16 protein-coding genes are annotated in these 14,267 nt (G+C 71.0%); 8 read left to right on the plus strand and 8 right to left on the minus strand.

Annotation, left to right across the window (positions count from 1 at the left end):
- Nucleotides 1-21 precede the first annotated feature (21 nt).
- Entirely contained in the window at nt 22-1,188 is a 1,167-nt protein-coding gene (locus EZM51_RS04055; protein WP_136706966.1) for a glycoside hydrolase family 3 N-terminal domain-containing protein, read from the plus strand.
- A 120-nt stretch (nt 1,189-1,308) separates the two neighbouring features.
- A complete protein-coding gene (locus EZM51_RS04060; RefSeq protein WP_136706967.1) occupies nt 1,309-1,872 on the plus strand; it encodes a YceI family protein in 564 nt (187 codons plus the stop codon).
- Nucleotides 1,873-1,925: 53 nt separating this feature from the next.
- Here EZM51_RS04060 and EZM51_RS04065 read toward each other — a convergent pair whose 3' ends face one another.
- Nucleotides 1,926-3,032, minus strand: coding sequence for a winged helix DNA-binding domain-containing protein (locus tag EZM51_RS04065; RefSeq protein WP_169053785.1), 1,107 nt, complete (start codon nt 3,030-3,032; stop codon nt 1,926-1,928).
- A gap of 130 nt (nt 3,033-3,162) precedes the next feature.
- Between EZM51_RS04065 and EZM51_RS04070 the strand changes: the two genes are divergently transcribed.
- Complete coding sequence (locus tag EZM51_RS04070) at nt 3,163-4,761, plus strand: ABC-F family ATP-binding cassette domain-containing protein (RefSeq protein ID WP_136706969.1); 1,599 nt, start codon at nt 3,163-3,165, stop codon at nt 4,759-4,761.
- 41 nt (nt 4,762-4,802) lie between these two features.
- Here the strand turns inward: EZM51_RS04070 and EZM51_RS04075 are convergent, their stop codons facing one another.
- Genes EZM51_RS04075 through EZM51_RS04085 form a run of 3 tightly spaced genes read right to left on the minus strand, consistent with a single transcriptional unit; the run spans nt 4,803 to nt 6,225 of the window.
- Nucleotides 4,803-5,639, minus strand: coding sequence for an SURF1 family protein (locus tag EZM51_RS04075; protein WP_169053786.1), 837 nt, complete (start codon nt 5,637-5,639; stop codon nt 4,803-4,805).
- The gene (locus EZM51_RS04080; RefSeq protein WP_248305454.1) at nt 5,636-5,884 is read right to left on the minus strand and encodes a hypothetical protein; all 249 of its coding nucleotides are present in this window, start codon (nt 5,882-5,884) and stop codon (nt 5,636-5,638) included. The genes EZM51_RS04075 and EZM51_RS04080 overlap by 4 nt, the downstream gene beginning before the upstream one ends.
- The gene (locus EZM51_RS04085) at nt 5,881-6,225 is read right to left on the minus strand and encodes a DUF3099 domain-containing protein (RefSeq protein ID WP_136706971.1); all 345 of its coding nucleotides are present in this window, start codon (nt 6,223-6,225) and stop codon (nt 5,881-5,883) included. Before EZM51_RS04085 ends, EZM51_RS04080 begins: the two co-directional genes overlap by 4 nt.
- Nucleotides 6,226-6,390: 165 nt before the next feature.
- On the opposite strand from EZM51_RS04085, the gene fabG reads away from it, so the two are divergent.
- Nucleotides 6,391-7,101, plus strand: coding sequence for a 3-oxoacyl-[acyl-carrier-protein] reductase (gene fabG / locus EZM51_RS04090; RefSeq protein ID WP_136706972.1), 711 nt, complete (start codon nt 6,391-6,393; stop codon nt 7,099-7,101).
- An 11-nt stretch (nt 7,102-7,112) separates the two neighbouring features.
- On the opposite strand, the gene EZM51_RS04095 is transcribed toward fabG, so the two are convergent.
- From EZM51_RS04095 to EZM51_RS04105, 3 genes are all read right to left on the minus strand, one after another.
- A complete protein-coding gene (locus EZM51_RS04095) occupies nt 7,113-8,063 on the minus strand; it encodes a superoxide dismutase (protein WP_136706973.1) in 951 nt (316 codons plus the stop codon).
- A gap of 74 nt (nt 8,064-8,137) precedes the next feature.
- Nucleotides 8,138-8,800: a phosphoserine phosphatase SerB gene (gene serB / locus EZM51_RS04100; RefSeq protein ID WP_248305455.1), complete on the minus strand. Its 663-nt coding sequence runs from the start codon at nt 8,798-8,800 to the stop codon at nt 8,138-8,140.
- Nucleotides 8,797-10,044, minus strand: coding sequence for a glucose-1-phosphate adenylyltransferase (locus tag EZM51_RS04105; protein WP_136706974.1), 1,248 nt, complete (start codon nt 10,042-10,044; stop codon nt 8,797-8,799). The genes serB and EZM51_RS04105 overlap by 4 nt, the downstream gene beginning before the upstream one ends.
- A 118-nt stretch (nt 10,045-10,162) precedes the next feature.
- Between EZM51_RS04105 and glgA the strand changes: the two genes are divergently transcribed.
- The 4 genes from glgA to EZM51_RS04125 all read left to right on the plus strand — a co-directional run bounded on the left by glgA (nt 10,163) and on the right by EZM51_RS04125 (nt 13,337).
- Nucleotides 10,163-11,350 carry a glycogen synthase gene (gene glgA, locus EZM51_RS04110; RefSeq protein ID WP_136706975.1) on the plus strand — a complete coding sequence of 396 codons (1,188 nt, stop codon included), beginning with the start codon at nt 10,163-10,165 and terminating at the stop codon, nt 11,348-11,350.
- 83 nt (nt 11,351-11,433) lie between these two features.
- Entirely contained in the window at nt 11,434-12,225 is a 792-nt protein-coding gene (locus EZM51_RS04115; protein WP_136706976.1) for an ABC transporter ATP-binding protein, read from the plus strand.
- Between the two features lie 132 nt (nt 12,226-12,357).
- Nucleotides 12,358-12,606 carry a type B 50S ribosomal protein L31 gene (locus EZM51_RS04120; RefSeq protein WP_136706977.1) on the plus strand — a complete coding sequence of 83 codons (249 nt, stop codon included), beginning with the start codon at nt 12,358-12,360 and terminating at the stop codon, nt 12,604-12,606.
- A 446-nt stretch (nt 12,607-13,052) separates the two neighbouring features.
- On the plus strand, nt 13,053-13,337 hold the full coding sequence (locus tag EZM51_RS04125; RefSeq protein WP_136706978.1) for a hypothetical protein: 285 nt from the start codon (nt 13,053-13,055) through the stop codon (nt 13,335-13,337).
- 195 nt (nt 13,338-13,532) lie between these two features.
- On the opposite strand, the gene EZM51_RS04130 is transcribed toward EZM51_RS04125, so the two are convergent.
- Nucleotides 13,533-14,234 carry an exonuclease domain-containing protein gene (locus EZM51_RS04130; RefSeq protein WP_136706979.1) on the minus strand — a complete coding sequence of 234 codons (702 nt, stop codon included), beginning with the start codon at nt 14,232-14,234 and terminating at the stop codon, nt 13,533-13,535.
- Between the last annotated feature and the right edge of the window lie 33 nt (nt 14,235-14,267).

Below are 14,267 nucleotides of genomic sequence, written 5' to 3' on the forward strand. Positions count from 1 at the left end.
CACGCAGCGTAGACTCGGCGGATGCGTGCGAAGCGAGTGGCGGCGCTGCCGATCCTGGTCGCGGCGGTGCTCCTCGGTGCGACGGCCTGCGGGAGCGCGGCCACCACCGAACCCACGGTGACCCCGCCTCCCGCCTTGCCGTCGACGACGCCCCCACCGGCCGATCCCGTGGCCGCGTGGGTCGACGAGCGGATGTCGCAACTCACGATGGAGCAGAAGGCCGCGGCCCTCCTCATGCTGCACGCACCCGGCACCGACCCGGCGCCGCTCCGGGCGTACGTCGACGCCGGCGTCTCGGGCCTCATCCTCATGGGGGACAACGTGCCCGCCGGGCCGACCGAGCTCGCGGCGCTCACCGCCGCGGCGCAGTCCGATCCCGAGGCGCCGGTCCTCATGGGGATCGACGAGGAGGGCGGCGAGGTGCAGCGGCTGCCGTGGGACGGGGCCGCCAGCGCCGAAGGCCTGCGCTCCGAGCCGGCTGCCGCCAGCCGGGACGCCTTCGCGTCACGCGCCGCGACGCTCGCGCAGTCCGGCGTCTCGGTGAACTTCGGCATCGTCGCCGACGTCACGAGCGACCCCGAGTCCTTCATCTTCGGTCGAGTGCTCGGCACCGATCCGGCGGCGGCCGCGGAGCGGGTGGCCGCTGCGGTGTCGGGCGAGCAGGGTGTCGTCTTCTCGACGCTCAAGCACTTCCCGGGACACGGCGCCGCGCCCGGCGACTCCCACTCGAGCGTTCCCGAGGCGCCGCTCACGATCGACGAGTGGCGCGCGGGCCCGGCGATCCCCTTCGGCGCGGGCATCGACGCCGGGGCCGAGATCGTGATGACGGGCCACCTGGCGTATCCCGCAGTCGACCCGGCGCCGGCGTCGCTGTCGGCGGAGTGGCACCGCATCCTCCGGGAGGAGCTCGGTTTCGACGGCGTCGTCGTGAGCGACGACATGCTCATGCTGCAGCACAACGGCCTGCCCGAGTACGCCGACCCCGGTGAGAACGCCGTGCGTGCGGTCGCGGCGGGCACCGACCTCCTGCTCTACGTGCTCCCCGCGGATCCGTCGGAGTTCGGCATCTCCGTCGACGGGCTGGCCGCATCGGTCGTCGCCGCGGTGCAGTCGGGCCGGATCAGCGAGGCGCGGCTCGATGAGGCCGTCGGGCGCGTGCTGACCCTTCGGCGGTCGCTCGTCGCATAACCCGGCGCCCTCGAGACGCGCGGCCGGGGCATCCGGGAATACTGCGCCGGGATACATGCGTTTGCATGGGTGTGGCCGAAACGGCCCGCACGAAATCCCTACGACGGAGAGAACCGCAACATGACGAACACCGCCACGACGACCGAGATCCCCGGCTACCGCGTCGGCACCTGGACGATCGACCCCGCCCACACCGAGATCGGCTTCAGCATCCGCCACATCATGATCAGCAAGGTGAAGGGCAAGTTCGAGCGATTCGACGCGACCTTCGTGACCGCCGAGAACCCGCTCGAGTCCAGCGTGACGGCATCCGCCGAGGTCGCCTCGATCACCACCAACGAGCCCACCCGCGACGCGCACCTGCGCACCGGCGACTTCTTCGAAGCCGCGACGTACCCCACCATCGACTTCGTCTCCACGGGCGTGCGCGTCGAGAACGGCGACTACAAGGTGGACGGCGACCTCACCATCCGCGGCATCACGAAGCCCGTCACGTTCGACTTCGAGTTCGGTGGCTTCGGCGGCGACCCGTTCGGCAACTACAAGGGCGGCGCCACGGCCAAGACGGTCATCGACCGCGAGGACTTCGGCCTCACCTACAACGCCGCGCTCGAGACCGGCGGCGTGCTCCTCGGCGACAAGGTGACCATCACCCTCGAGCTGCAGGCCTCGCTCCAGCAGTAGATTCTCCGAGCCCGGACGGGCGGTGCCGCTCGGCGGTGCCGCCCGGTCCGCGTTCAGGCGACGGTCACGCTGCCGAGCGGGTGGCCCCAGAACCGGGCCCACGCTCGCAGCGACGCCGTGAATGTCGCCGGATCGAGGGCGGATGCCGCGTCGAAGCCCTCGAGCACGACCGAGGTCGCGTCGCGACCGCGACCGCGCCGCCACGTGCCCACGACCCGTCCGCCTGCGACGAGGATCGACTGGAAGACACCGTTGCCGCCGGGGATGACGCGCCCGGCGTGCGCCGGATCGCACACCGCGTCGCGCTCGGTGTAGCCGAGGAAGTACTCGTCGAAGGGCGCGAGGGCGAGGCCGGCGACCGCCCGCGGCGTCGGCGACTCGGGATCGGCCGGCCACCCGGCATCCGTCGCGACGAAGCGATCGTCGTCGAAGGGCGTGACCGCGTCGCCCGCGGCGGCGCTGGCGAGCCGCGCGTCACCGAGCGTGAGGCCGCTCCACCACGCGAAGTCGCGGACCGTCGCGGGGCCGTGACCGGCGATGTACGCGCGGAACAGTTCGGCGAGGGTCTCGTCGCGATCCTCGGCGGCCGCCGGTCGTGGCAGCCACTCGTCGAGCAGCACGAGCCGCTGCCCGCGCCCTTCGACCGGCCCCCAGCAGACGACCGCGTCATGGGCGAGCCACGAGATGAGGTGATACCCGCGCTGGCCGCGCGTGTCGATGCCCGCCGCCTCCCAGGCGGCCTGGAGCTCATCGCGGGAACGCGCGGCGCCGCCGGCGAGCTCGGCCTCGGCCACCGTGCGTGCGCGCCGGTACGTGTGCGCATCGAGCTCCAACTGCCGGTGCCGCGTCGCGACCTGCTGCAGCACGCGCGGGCCGGTGATCGCGAGGATCGGTCGCAACCGGTCGCCGGGCAGCACGTGCAGCGTGCCGCGCATCGGCCATGAGCGCACGATCTCGCGCGACTCGACGGCCGCGTCGACGTCGGTCGCGACCGACCCGGGCACCCGCGCGCCCAGCACCCACTTCGCGGCCGTGAAGTCCTGCGCCTGCACGGCGCCGAGGCGGCGCACCGCATCGGCGACCGTGGGCAGGCCGGTGCGCAGACCGTGCGACTCGAGGCGTGCCGCGCGCAGCCGCGCGGCGCTGGGTGGCTTCGGCATGCCACGAGTCTGGCGGATGCCGGTGACATCCGACGGTCGGCGGTGCAACCCGGCCCTCGAGGAGCGGGATAGACTGGGAGGCTGTGCCCGTCGGCACGCTCCCACACCGTCATCCGCCCGGAGGCTCACCGTGCTCGCCGTCCATGATCTCGAGATCCGCGTGGGCGCACGCGTGCTCATGGAGCACGTCGACTTCCGCGTCACCGCGGGCGACAAGGTCGGCCTGGTCGGACGCAACGGCGCGGGCAAGACGACCCTCACCAAGACGCTCGCCGGCGAGACGCTCCCGACGGCCGGGCGCATCGACCGATCCGGCCAGATCGGCTACCTGCCGCAGGACCCGCGATCGGGCGATCCCGAAATGCTCGCACGCACGCGCATTCTCGATGCGCGCGGACTCGGTTCCCTCGCGCTCGGCATGCACGAGGCATCCGTCGCCATGGCCAGCGACGACGGGGCGGTGGCCGAGCGTGCGATGCGCAAGTACGGCAACCTCACCGACCGCTTCACGGCGCTCGGCGGGTACGCCGCCGAGGCCGAGGCCGCATCCATCGCCTCGAACCTCAACCTGCCCGACCGCATCCTCGACCAGCCGCTGAAGACCCTCTCGGGCGGCCAGCGCCGCCGCATCGAGCTTGCGCGCATCCTCTTCTCCGACGCCGAGACGATGATCCTCGACGAGCCCACGAACCACCTCGACGCCGATTCGGTGGTCTGGCTCCGCGAGTTCCTCAAGAACTACAAGGGCGGCGTGATCGTGATCAGCCACGACGTCGAGCTGGTCGGCGAGGTCGTGAACCGCGTCTTCTACCTCGACGCGAACCGGTCGATCATCGACATCTACAACATGGGCTGGAAGCACTACCTGCGTCAGCGGGCAGCCGACGAGGAACGCCGCAAGAAGGAGCGCGCCAACGCCGAGAAGAAGGCGTCGGCACTGCAGGCGCAGGCGGCGAAGTTCGGCGCGAAGGCGACGAAGGCCGCCGCCGCGCACCAGATGGTCGCCCGCGCCGAGAAGCTCCTCGCGGGCCTCGAGGAGGTGCGCGCCGTCGACCGGGTGGCGAAGCTGCGCTTCCCCACACCGGCGCCGTGCGGTCGCACCCCGCTCACGGCGAGCGACCTCTCGAAGAGCTACGGCTCGCTCGAGATCTTCACGGCCGTCGACCTCGCCATCGACCGCGGCTCGAAGGTCGTCATCATCGGGCTCAACGGCGCCGGCAAGACCACGCTGCTGCGCATCCTCGCGGGAGTCGACCGAGCCGACACCGGGGTCGTCGAACCGGGGCACGGGCTCCGCATCGGCTACTACGCGCAGGAGCACGAGACGCTCGACGTGACGCGCACCGTGCTGCAGAACATGGTGAGCGCCTCACCGAACCTCACCGAGACCGAGGCGCGCAAGGTGCTCGGATCGTTCCTGTTCACGGGCGACGACGTGCACAAGCCGGCCGGGGTGCTCTCGGGCGGCGAGAAGACCCGGCTCGCGCTCGCGACCATCGTCGTGTCGGGCGCGAACGTGCTGCTGCTCGACGAGCCGACGAACAACCTCGACCCGGCGAGCCGCGCCGAGATCCTCGACGCGCTCGCCCACTACGAGGGCGCTGTCGTGCTCGTCTCGCACGACCCCGGTGCGGTCGAGGCGCTGAACCCCGAGCGCGTGCTCATCATGCCCGACGGCACGGAGGACCACTGGAGTCGCGAGTACCAGGAGCTCATCGAGCTGGCCTGAGCAGCGGTGCGGCGGCGAGACGCCGAATCGAGATCCGGCACCTATCGCCGGTCGAGGATCTCGTCCTCGATGTCGGCATCTCGGCGTTCGCGCGGCGGCTTGCGCGGCTCGCGTCGCGTCGCCGGCGCGTCGGGTGAGGCGGATGCCTCCGCGAGCGCGCGCCGCTCCTGGTTCGCGGCCCACCCGAGGCCGACGAACGCCATCAGCGCGAAGACGAACCACTGCAGCGCGTAGGAGAGGTGCGGTCCCTCGTCGCGCACCGGGCGAGCGGCCGCGAGCGGCGGCTCGTCGGCGTCGGCCCCCGACTGCACGAGCACCCCGTAGGCGCCCGTGTACGCGGGCGCGTCGACCCGGTCGGCGAGCTCGGCGAGGTCGAGGGTGGCGAGCTCGTCGCCCGAGGAGGTGCGCCCGGGAATGCGGTCCTCGCCGGCCTTCAGTCGCGCCTCGATCTCGACGTGACCCGGCGGCGGCGCGGCGTAGTCGCTCGGTCGGCCGTCGGACGCCTGCGCGATCCAGCCACGGTCGACCATGAAGACGGTGCCGTCGTCGAGCCGGAACGGCGTCACGACCTCGAAGCCCGAGCTGCCCTCGAACGGGCGGTTCCGCACGACGACCTCCTCGTCGGCGAGGTACTCGCCGTCGAGCGCCACGACGAGCCAGCGCTGGTCGATGTCGAACGCAGCGGGGTCGGGCAGCGCCTCGGCGACCGGCACCGCCTCGGCGTCGTAGTTCGCGTCGATGCGCGCCACCTCGGCGAGCGCCTCGGCGCGGCGGTTCAACTGCCAGACGCCGAGCGCCGAGCTCGCGACGGCGAAGACGACGACGAGGGCGAGGTAACCCGCCCATCGCGGCGACCTGAGGAACGACCATTCCCTCACGAGCCGGCCTCCGCTGCGGCATCCGTCGCGCCTGCCTCGAATCGGCCGAGGCGCACCGGGAACGACCGGGCCTCGAGGAACCCGCGCAGGTAGTCGACGTGCTCGTCGCAGGCGAGCCACGTCTTCCAGCGGTCACCCGTGTGGATCCGGGGGTTCTGCCAGTCGATGCGCCACGCGGCCGGCTCGCGGCACGCCGCGCGCGAGCAGACGCCCTGGGCGGCATCCGCCCCGATGCCGCCGATCACGCGGCACCGCGGCCGTCGTCGTGACGGCCGGCGTCGTCGGGCGGGCTGGCGTTCGGCGCGGCGCCCGCACCGCCGGGCGGGGGAGTGACCGGCACGATGCCCCCGGGGCGCAGCACCTCGGTGTCGCGGGACGGACCGCTCACGTTCGCGAGCACGACCGCCACGTACGGCAGGAAGACGGCGCCCGCCGCGAAGACCACCAGCCACCAGCCCTGCGCGAAGAGCATGGCGAAGATGCACGCGACACGGATCGACATCGCGATCGTGTACCTGATCATGCGCGCGCGTCGCTCCGCCTCCGGCGAAGGCGGCAGCGAGGTGATCGTCTGGTGCTGCTTCATCGTGGACGCCGCGGGTCGGGCGGCACTCCTCTCCATCAAGCCTACGTCCGTCTGCGCCCGACGGATGCCCCGATCGGTCAGCCTCTATGCTGGGACGGGCCCAGGGCCCCGCCGCCCCCGGCACCCGGGACGGCACCCCAGCACGCACCGCAGAAGGAGTCCAGCATGACGACGAGCCGCACCGTCCTCGTGACCGGTGGCAACCGGGGGATCGGGCACGCGATCGCCCGCGAGTTCCTCGCGCAGGGGCACCGCGTGGCCGTCACGGCACGCTCGGGCGAGGGCCCCGAGGGTTCGCTCACGGTGCGAGCGGACGTCACGGATGCCGCATCCGTCGACCGGGCCTTCACCGAGGTCGAGTCGGCCCTCGGCCCCGTGGAGGTCGTCGTGGCGAACGCCGGCATCACGCGCGACACCCTCCTCCTGCGGATGAGCGAGGACGACTTCACGAGCGTCGTCGACACGAACCTCACCGGCGCGTTCCGGGTCGTGAAGCGCGCCTCGAAGGGCATGCTCAAGGGGCGGTTCGGACGCATCGTGCTCATCTCCAGCGTCGTCGGCCTCTACGGCTCGGCCGGGCAGGTCAACTACTCCGCGTCGAAGGCGGGCCTCGTCGGCATGGCCCGCTCGCTCACCCGTGAACTCGGGGCCCGGAACATCACCGCGAACGTCGTCGCACCGGGATTCATCGAGACCGACATGACCGACGAACTCCCCGAGGCGCAGAAGGCGGAATACCTGAAGAGCATCCCGCTGGGGCGCTTCGCCTCACCCGAGGAGGTCGCGAAGGTCGTCGCCTGGCTCGCCGGCGATGACGCCGGGTACATCTCGGGTGCGGTCGTCCCCGTCGACGGTGGACTCGGGATGGGGCACTAGCCCGCGACCGATCAGCGGTCGATGCGCGTCACCCAGTACTCGGTGTCGGATGTCGGTGGCGTGCTGAACCGCGCGTTCGGCAGGAACAGGCTGCGGCCGTATGCGGCGGCTGTCGTCGGGATGTCGAACGTCGGACTCGTCAGCGTGTCGACGACGCGGCCGCTGAAGCCCTTGGCGCCGAGCTCGAGCACCGCGACGGTGTTCAGCTGGTTCTGCACCACGTAGAGCGTGCGGCCCGAGCGCAGCAGCCCGTCGCCGTTCAGGAGCAGGGCGCCGCCGAGGTCGACCGCGGTCGCCTGACCCGAGTCGGGATCCACGCGGAAGAGCGTTCCCGTCGAGGAATGCACGACGAGCAGCGCCTTCCGGTCGGCCGTCGTCTCGATGCCGTTCGCGTTGAAGCCCGGCTGCTGCACCCAGTCCCCGCCGAGCGGGAGAGTCACGACCTCCGAGGTGCCGGGCAGCGCGCCCGACGGATCGATCGGCAGGAAGTACAGCTGCGCCTGCATGCTGTCGGTGAACCACGCACCGTCGTGGGTCAGCACGACGTCGTTGACGAACGACGGGTTCGTCGTCAACTGGTAGCTCGCGAGCACGTCGCCGGTCGCGGTGTCGACCACCCGGGCGCTGCCCGACGGCCCGCCCGAGACGAACAGGCGGCCGTGCCGATCGACCTTCAGCCCCACCGACGGGGTGTCGGGGCCCTCGCTGATGACCTCGCCCTCGCCGGTGCGCACGTCGGCGGCGTAGATGTCGCCGTCGGCCAGGGAGCCGAGATAGGCGATGCCGCGCGGGTCGATCGCGATGCCCTCGGGCCGGAACCCGTCGGGCAACCCGATCAGGTCCTCGACCGGGCCGCCGACCGGCGGCGAGCTCGCGGCCTGCGCGACACCCGCGGCGGTGAACGCGAGAAGGCCCGTCAGGGCTGCGGCGGTGAATGCACGTGCGACGAGTCGTCCGGACATGGGCACATGCTACGTCGCGATCGTCGACGCGGCCAGCCCCCGGCGCGTCCACGCGTCGACCGGGTGCGAAGAGGTCAGCCCCGGAGCCCGAGGAGCGCCAGCACCTGGCTCAGATCGGGGCGGTCGATGGCGACATCCGCTCGCTCGCGCACGACCGGCTTCGCGCAGAACGCGATGCCGAGCGCCGCCCGCCCCAGCATCTCGAGGTCGTTCGCGCCGTCGCCGACCGCGACCGTGCGGTCGGGACGGATGCCGCTCGCCTCCGCCCACTCGTCGAGCGACGTCGCCTTGGCGTGCGCGTCGACGATCGGACCCTCGACCCGGCCCGTGAGCCGCCCGTCGGCGACCCCGAGCCGATTGGCGCGGCAGAAGTCGAGGCCGAGGCGCGTCGCGAGCGGGTCGAGGAGTTCGTGGAAGCCGCCCGACACCACGCCGATGCGCCCGCCCGCGGCATGCACCCCGTCGATGAGCTCCTGCACGCCCGGCGTCGGCGTCAGCTGCGGGCGGACCCGTTCGAACACGGCGACATCGAGCCCCTCCAGCGTCGCGACCCGCTCACGGAGGCTGGCGGCGAAGTCGAGTTCGCCGCGCATGGCACGCTCGGTCACGGCCGCGACGAGCTCGAGGCTGCCCGCGGCATCCGCGAGCAGTTCGATGGCCTCCTCGCGGATGAGCGTGGAGTCGGCGTCGAGCACGACGAGAGGGCCGCCCACGCGGCCGAGGTCGTCGCCCGTCACGCCGAGGCCCGAACCCTCGAACCCTTGCCGACCACCGTGATGCCGCTGTCGGTCACGCTGAAGCCGCGCGCCAGGTCTTCGGCGCGGTCGACCCCGATGCGGGCACCCGATTCGACGACGACCTCCTTGTCGAGGATGGCGCGCTGCACGGTGGCGCCGGCGTCGATGCGCGCCCGTTCGAACACGATGGAGTCGGCGACGTGCGCGCCCGAACCGATGATCGCCCAGGGACCGAGCACGCTGCGCTCGACGTGCGCCCCGGAGATGACGGAGCCGAGCGAGACGATCGAGTCGATCACGGTGCCGAGCGTGCCCCGCGCATCGCGCGTGAACTTGGCGGGCGGCGAGTTCAACTGCTGGCTGAAGATCGGCCACTCACGGTTGTAGAGGTTGAAGACCGGCAGCACCGAGATGAGGTCCTGATGGGCCTCGAAGAACGAGTCGATGGTCCCCACGTCGCGCCAGTAGTAGCGGTCGCGGTCGGTGGAACCGGGCACGTCGTTGCGCTTCAGGTCGTAGACACCCGCTCGCCCCTGCGCCACGAACGCCGGGATGATGTCGCCGCCCATGTCGTGGCTGGAGTCGGTGCGCTCGCCGTCGCGGAGCACGGCGTCGATGAGGGCGTCGGCGTCGAACACGTAGTTGCCCATCGACGCGAGGACCTCGTGCGGCGCATCGGGCAGACCGACGGGGTCCTTGGGCTTCTCGAGGAATCGGTGGATGCGATCGGGCTGCTTCGGGTCGACCTCGATGACGCCGAACTGGTCGGCGAGCGTGATCGGCTGACGGATCGCCGCGACCGTGGCGGCGAGCCCCGATTCGAGGTGCGCGTCGATCATCTGGGCGAAGTCCATGCGGTAGACGTGGTCGGCGCCCACGACGACGATGATGTCGGGCTGCTCGTCGTAGATGAGGTTGAGGCTCTGCAGGATGGCATCGGCCGACCCCGAGAACCACCGCTTGCCGAGCCGCTGCTGGGCGGGCACCGAGGCGACGTACGAGTTGAGCAGCGGGCCCATCCGCCAGGTCTGCGAGACGTGCCGGTCGAGGCTGTGCGACTTGTACTGCGTCAGCACGACGATCTGGCGAAGGCCCGAGTTGAGCAGGTTCGACAGGGCGAAGTCGATGAGCCGGTACTGGCCGCCGAACGGCACCGCGGGCTTCGCGCGGTCCTCGGTGAGTGGCATGAGACGCTTCCCCTCGCCGCCGGCGAGGACGATGCCGAAAACCTTGCGCGTGGCCATGCCCCCAGCGTAGTCAGAGGATGCCTCGGTCGTGGGTCGAAGTCGGGGCATGACGATGGGGTTGACGGGTGCCGCCGCCGCATGCCGATGGCGGATGCCGCTGCGCTAGCGTTGCTGCATGCGCGTCGACCTGCTCACCCGCGAGTACCCACCCGAGGTCTACGGCGGAGCGGGGGTGCACGTCGCCGAACTCGTGCGCGCCCTGCGGCGCGACGTGGACGTGCTGGTGCGCTGCTTCGGCGCGCCGCGCGACGAACCCGGCACGTTCGCCTACGCGACGCCCGCCGAGCTCTCGAGCAGCAATGCCGCACTCGGCACCATGGGCGTCGACCTGCTCATGGCGGGCGACGCCGCCGGAGCCGACGTCGTGCACTCGCACACCTGGTACGCGAACTTCGCCGGATTCACCGCCAAGCGCCTCCACGACGTGCCGCACGTCGTCACGGCGCACAGCCTCGAGCCGCTGCGTCCGTGGAAGGCCGAGCAGCTCGGCGGCGGATACCGGCTCTCGTCGTGGGTTGAGCGCGCCGCCTTCGAGGACGCCGACGCCGTGATCGCGGTGAGCGCCGGCATGCGACGCGACATCCTCCGCGCCTACCCGGCGATCGACCCCGCGCGCGTCGAGGTGGTCTACAACGGCATCGACCTCGCCGACTGGCGGCCCAACCACGACCCCGACACCGCTCGGGCGCTGGGACTCGACCCCGACCGCCCGTCGGTCGTCTTCGTGGGGCGGATCACCCGGCAGAAGGGCCTGCCGTACCTCCTGCGCGCGGCACGGCTGCTGCCCGACGACGCGCAGCTCGTGCTCTGCGCCGGGGCGCCCGACACCGACGAGATCATGGCCGAGGTCACCGGGCTCGTCGAGGAGCTGCGCGCCGAGCGAAGCGGCGTGGTCTGGATCGACCGGCATCTTCCGCGGGCCGAGCTCACGGCGCTGCTCACGGCGGCCACGACGTTCGTGTGCCCATCCGTGTACGAACCGCTCGGCATCGTGAACCTCGAGGCGATGGCGTGCGGCGCGCCCGTCGTGGGCACGGCGACCGGCGGCATCCCCGAGGTGGTCGAGGACGGCGTCACCGGTGTGCTCGTGCCCATCGAGCAGGCCGACGACGGGACCGGCACGCCCCTGGACCCCGACGCCTTCGTCGCGGACCTCGCCGCCGCGCTGACGCGGATGATCGACGACCCCGCGGCGGCGCGCGCCATGGGCGAAGCGGGCCGTCGCCGGGCCGAAGACCGGTTCGCGTGGGACGCCATCGCCGCGCGCACCCGCGACGTCTACGACCGGGTGCTCGCCGGATGAGCGGGGCGAGCGGCCGGGCGGATGCCCCGGGGCGGTCACGGGGTGCGCCGGAGGCTCCGTTCCATCCCGATAGCATTGGTGGCATGGCGAGCACGGTTCTGGAGTTCCACGATGTGTCGGTGGTTCGAGACGGCAATGCGATCCTCGACTCGATCACGTGGAGCGTCGGTTCCGACGAGCGCTGGGTGATCCTCGGTCCGAACGGGGCCGGCAAGACCACGCTGCTGCAGATCGCCGCCGCGGCGATGCATCCGTCGAAGGGAACGGCCGACGTGCTGCAGGAGGCGCTCGGCAAGGTCGACGTCTTCGAGCTCCGCCCGATGATCGGCTTCGCCTCCACCGCCATGGCGCGCAAGATCCCGCGCAACGAGTCCGTGCTCGACACCGTGCTCACCGCGGCCTACTCGGTCATCGGCCGGTGGAACGAGGAGTACGAGGAGATCGACCTGCGTCGCGCCAACCGGGTGCTGAAGGAGTGGGGCCTCGAGGGCTTCGCCGAGCGTCGCTTCGGCAGCCTCTCCGACGGCGAGCAGAAGCGCGTGCAGATCGCACGCTCGGTGATGACCGATCCCGAGCTGCTGCTGCTCGACGAGCCGGCCGCGAGCCTCGACCTCGGTGCTCGAGAGGAACTCGTCGGACTCCTCGGCGGCTACGCCTCCTCGCCCGCGTCGCCGGCGATCATCATGGTCACGCACCACGTCGAGGAGATCCCGCCCGGCTTCACGCACGCCATGCTCCTCGCCCACGGCAAGATCGTCGCGGCCGGACCGATCGACGAGGCGCTCACGTCGGAGTCGCTCACCGAGACCTTCGGCATCCCGATCGAGCTCACCGAGCAGGACCAGCGCTACGCCGCACGGGCGGCCGCCGCCTGACCGGCGCGACGTGCGAGCGCGTCGGTTCTGCTAGAATCGATAGCTGGCCCGTGGGCCACCATGCTTTCCCGCCACCGTGCGCGTGCTCGTGGGTGGGATTCCGAACATCATCCGATCAGCAAGGAAGTCTCCATGAAGACCGACATCCACCCCGAGTACAACGCCGTCGTCTTCCGCGACCTCGCCTCGGGCGAAACGTTCCTCACCCGCTCGACCGTCACGAGCGACAAGACGATCGAGCTCGACGGCGAGACCTACCCCGTCATCGACGTCGAGATCTCGTCGGCATCGCACCCGTTCTACACGGGCAAGCAGCGCATCATGGACTCGGCCGGACGCGTCGAGAAGTTCAACCAGCGCTTCAAGAACTTCGGCAAGTAACACCTGCCACCGATCGAAAGCTCGGTTGTCACGCATCGAAAGCCTCGCCTCGAACGGCGAGGCTTTCGGCGTAGCTAGGGGAGTGAATCCTTGAACGGCCTACCGACCGTCGAGGTCATCGTCCTGACGGTGTTGTCACTAGCGTTCACTCTGCTGGGCATATATGGCCTCCGCCATCCGGATCGTCTCGCCGACTTCTTCAGGCGGCGAGGCACTGAGGTTTGGGGAAAGAAGATCGGTGATCGGGTCTACACGGCACGTAATCTGCGCTGGGCCCTTGTTGGTTTCGTGATTGTCGGGCCACCTTTCGTGATCATCGGGGTAGCAAATATCGCGTCCAGGATGTTCACCTAGAAAGCTCCGTTGCCACGCCATCCGGCAGGGCCCCTCGGTGTGTCTGGGATGGACCTACCATGGTGTCCGGAACCCGCCGTAGCGCACCGCCGATGGAGGCAATGTTGACCCCCGATGGATCGCCATCACTGAACCAGTCGCTGAATGTGCTCGGAAGGGACCCGCGGTATAAGTTGATCTCCGCGTGGGTCGCGATCGTCTTCTCACCGTTCTTCTTGTTCGTATTCTGGGTCCTCGCGCGGACGACGTCGCCGTGGTTCTGGGTGCTGGTCGTCGCCGTCGTCTTGAACCTCGTATACAGCATCTGGCTCGTGGTGAAGTATCGGCGCGCGTTTCGGCGCGAGAGTCCGACCGAGGGGCGTTTGCACCCCGAGTGACGCCGGCAAGTGGCAGCTGCCACGTCAAGGGCGGGTCGCCCGCCCTTCGCCGTGCCTGGGCGCGCCGCAGGCTCGGGTTGTTGACGAGTTGCAGGAAGAATCCGCGGCGGCGCGGCGTGTCGCGCGCGCGGATGGGCGTGTCGTCCTGCGACTCGCAAAACGCAGGGCGCCGGGCGCGAGCGGCGCGCGGCGGCGTCAGCGCACCGGCCACGCGCCCGACGTGGTGAACTCGGGCTCGCCGTTCGCGCGGCGCCACGCTTGGTAGCTCTCGGCCTGCTCGAGGCACCAGTCGACCTGGCGGGCGTGCAGGTCGGCCACCGCGATCGCCGCGAGCTCGGGATACGCGCGGGCGATCGCCTGCGCGACGCGACCGGCGGCCACGGCGTCGGCGCCGGCGTCGTGCGCGTTCGGGAGAGCGACCCCGTAGTGCGCGGCCGTCGCGCTCAGCGTTCGCTTGCCGCGACGGTACCGGTCGACGGCCTTGTCGATGACGAGAGGGTCGATGACCGGCGCCGGGCCGGGCAGGGGAGCGTGGCCGTAGCGCTCCGCCTCGCGGGCGAGCACGGTGAGGTCGTAGGCGGCGTTGTACGCGACGATCGGCAGGCTCCTCGTCGCAGCATCCCTCAGCGCCTCGATGATCTCGGCGACCGCGATCGCCGCGACCCGACCCTCGAGGCGAGCCCGCTCGGTGCTCACGCCGTGGATGAGCGAGGCCGCCGTGGGGATCTCGACGCCCGGGTCGACGAGCCACTCGCGCCGCTCGAGCACTTCGCCGCTCACGCCGATCACGCCGACGTGCGCCGTGACGATGCGACAGGTGTCCACGTCGATGCCGGTGGTCTCGAGATCGAAGACGGCCAGGGTGTTCGCCCAGTGGGCGCGCGGGGGGACATCCATGGACGAAGGCTACGGGCGCCCACCGTCAGGCGC

It is taken from the genome of Agromyces sp. H66 (assembly GCF_004959775.1).
In the GTDB taxonomy this organism is placed as follows: domain Bacteria; phylum Actinomycetota; class Actinomycetes; order Actinomycetales; family Microbacteriaceae; genus Agromyces.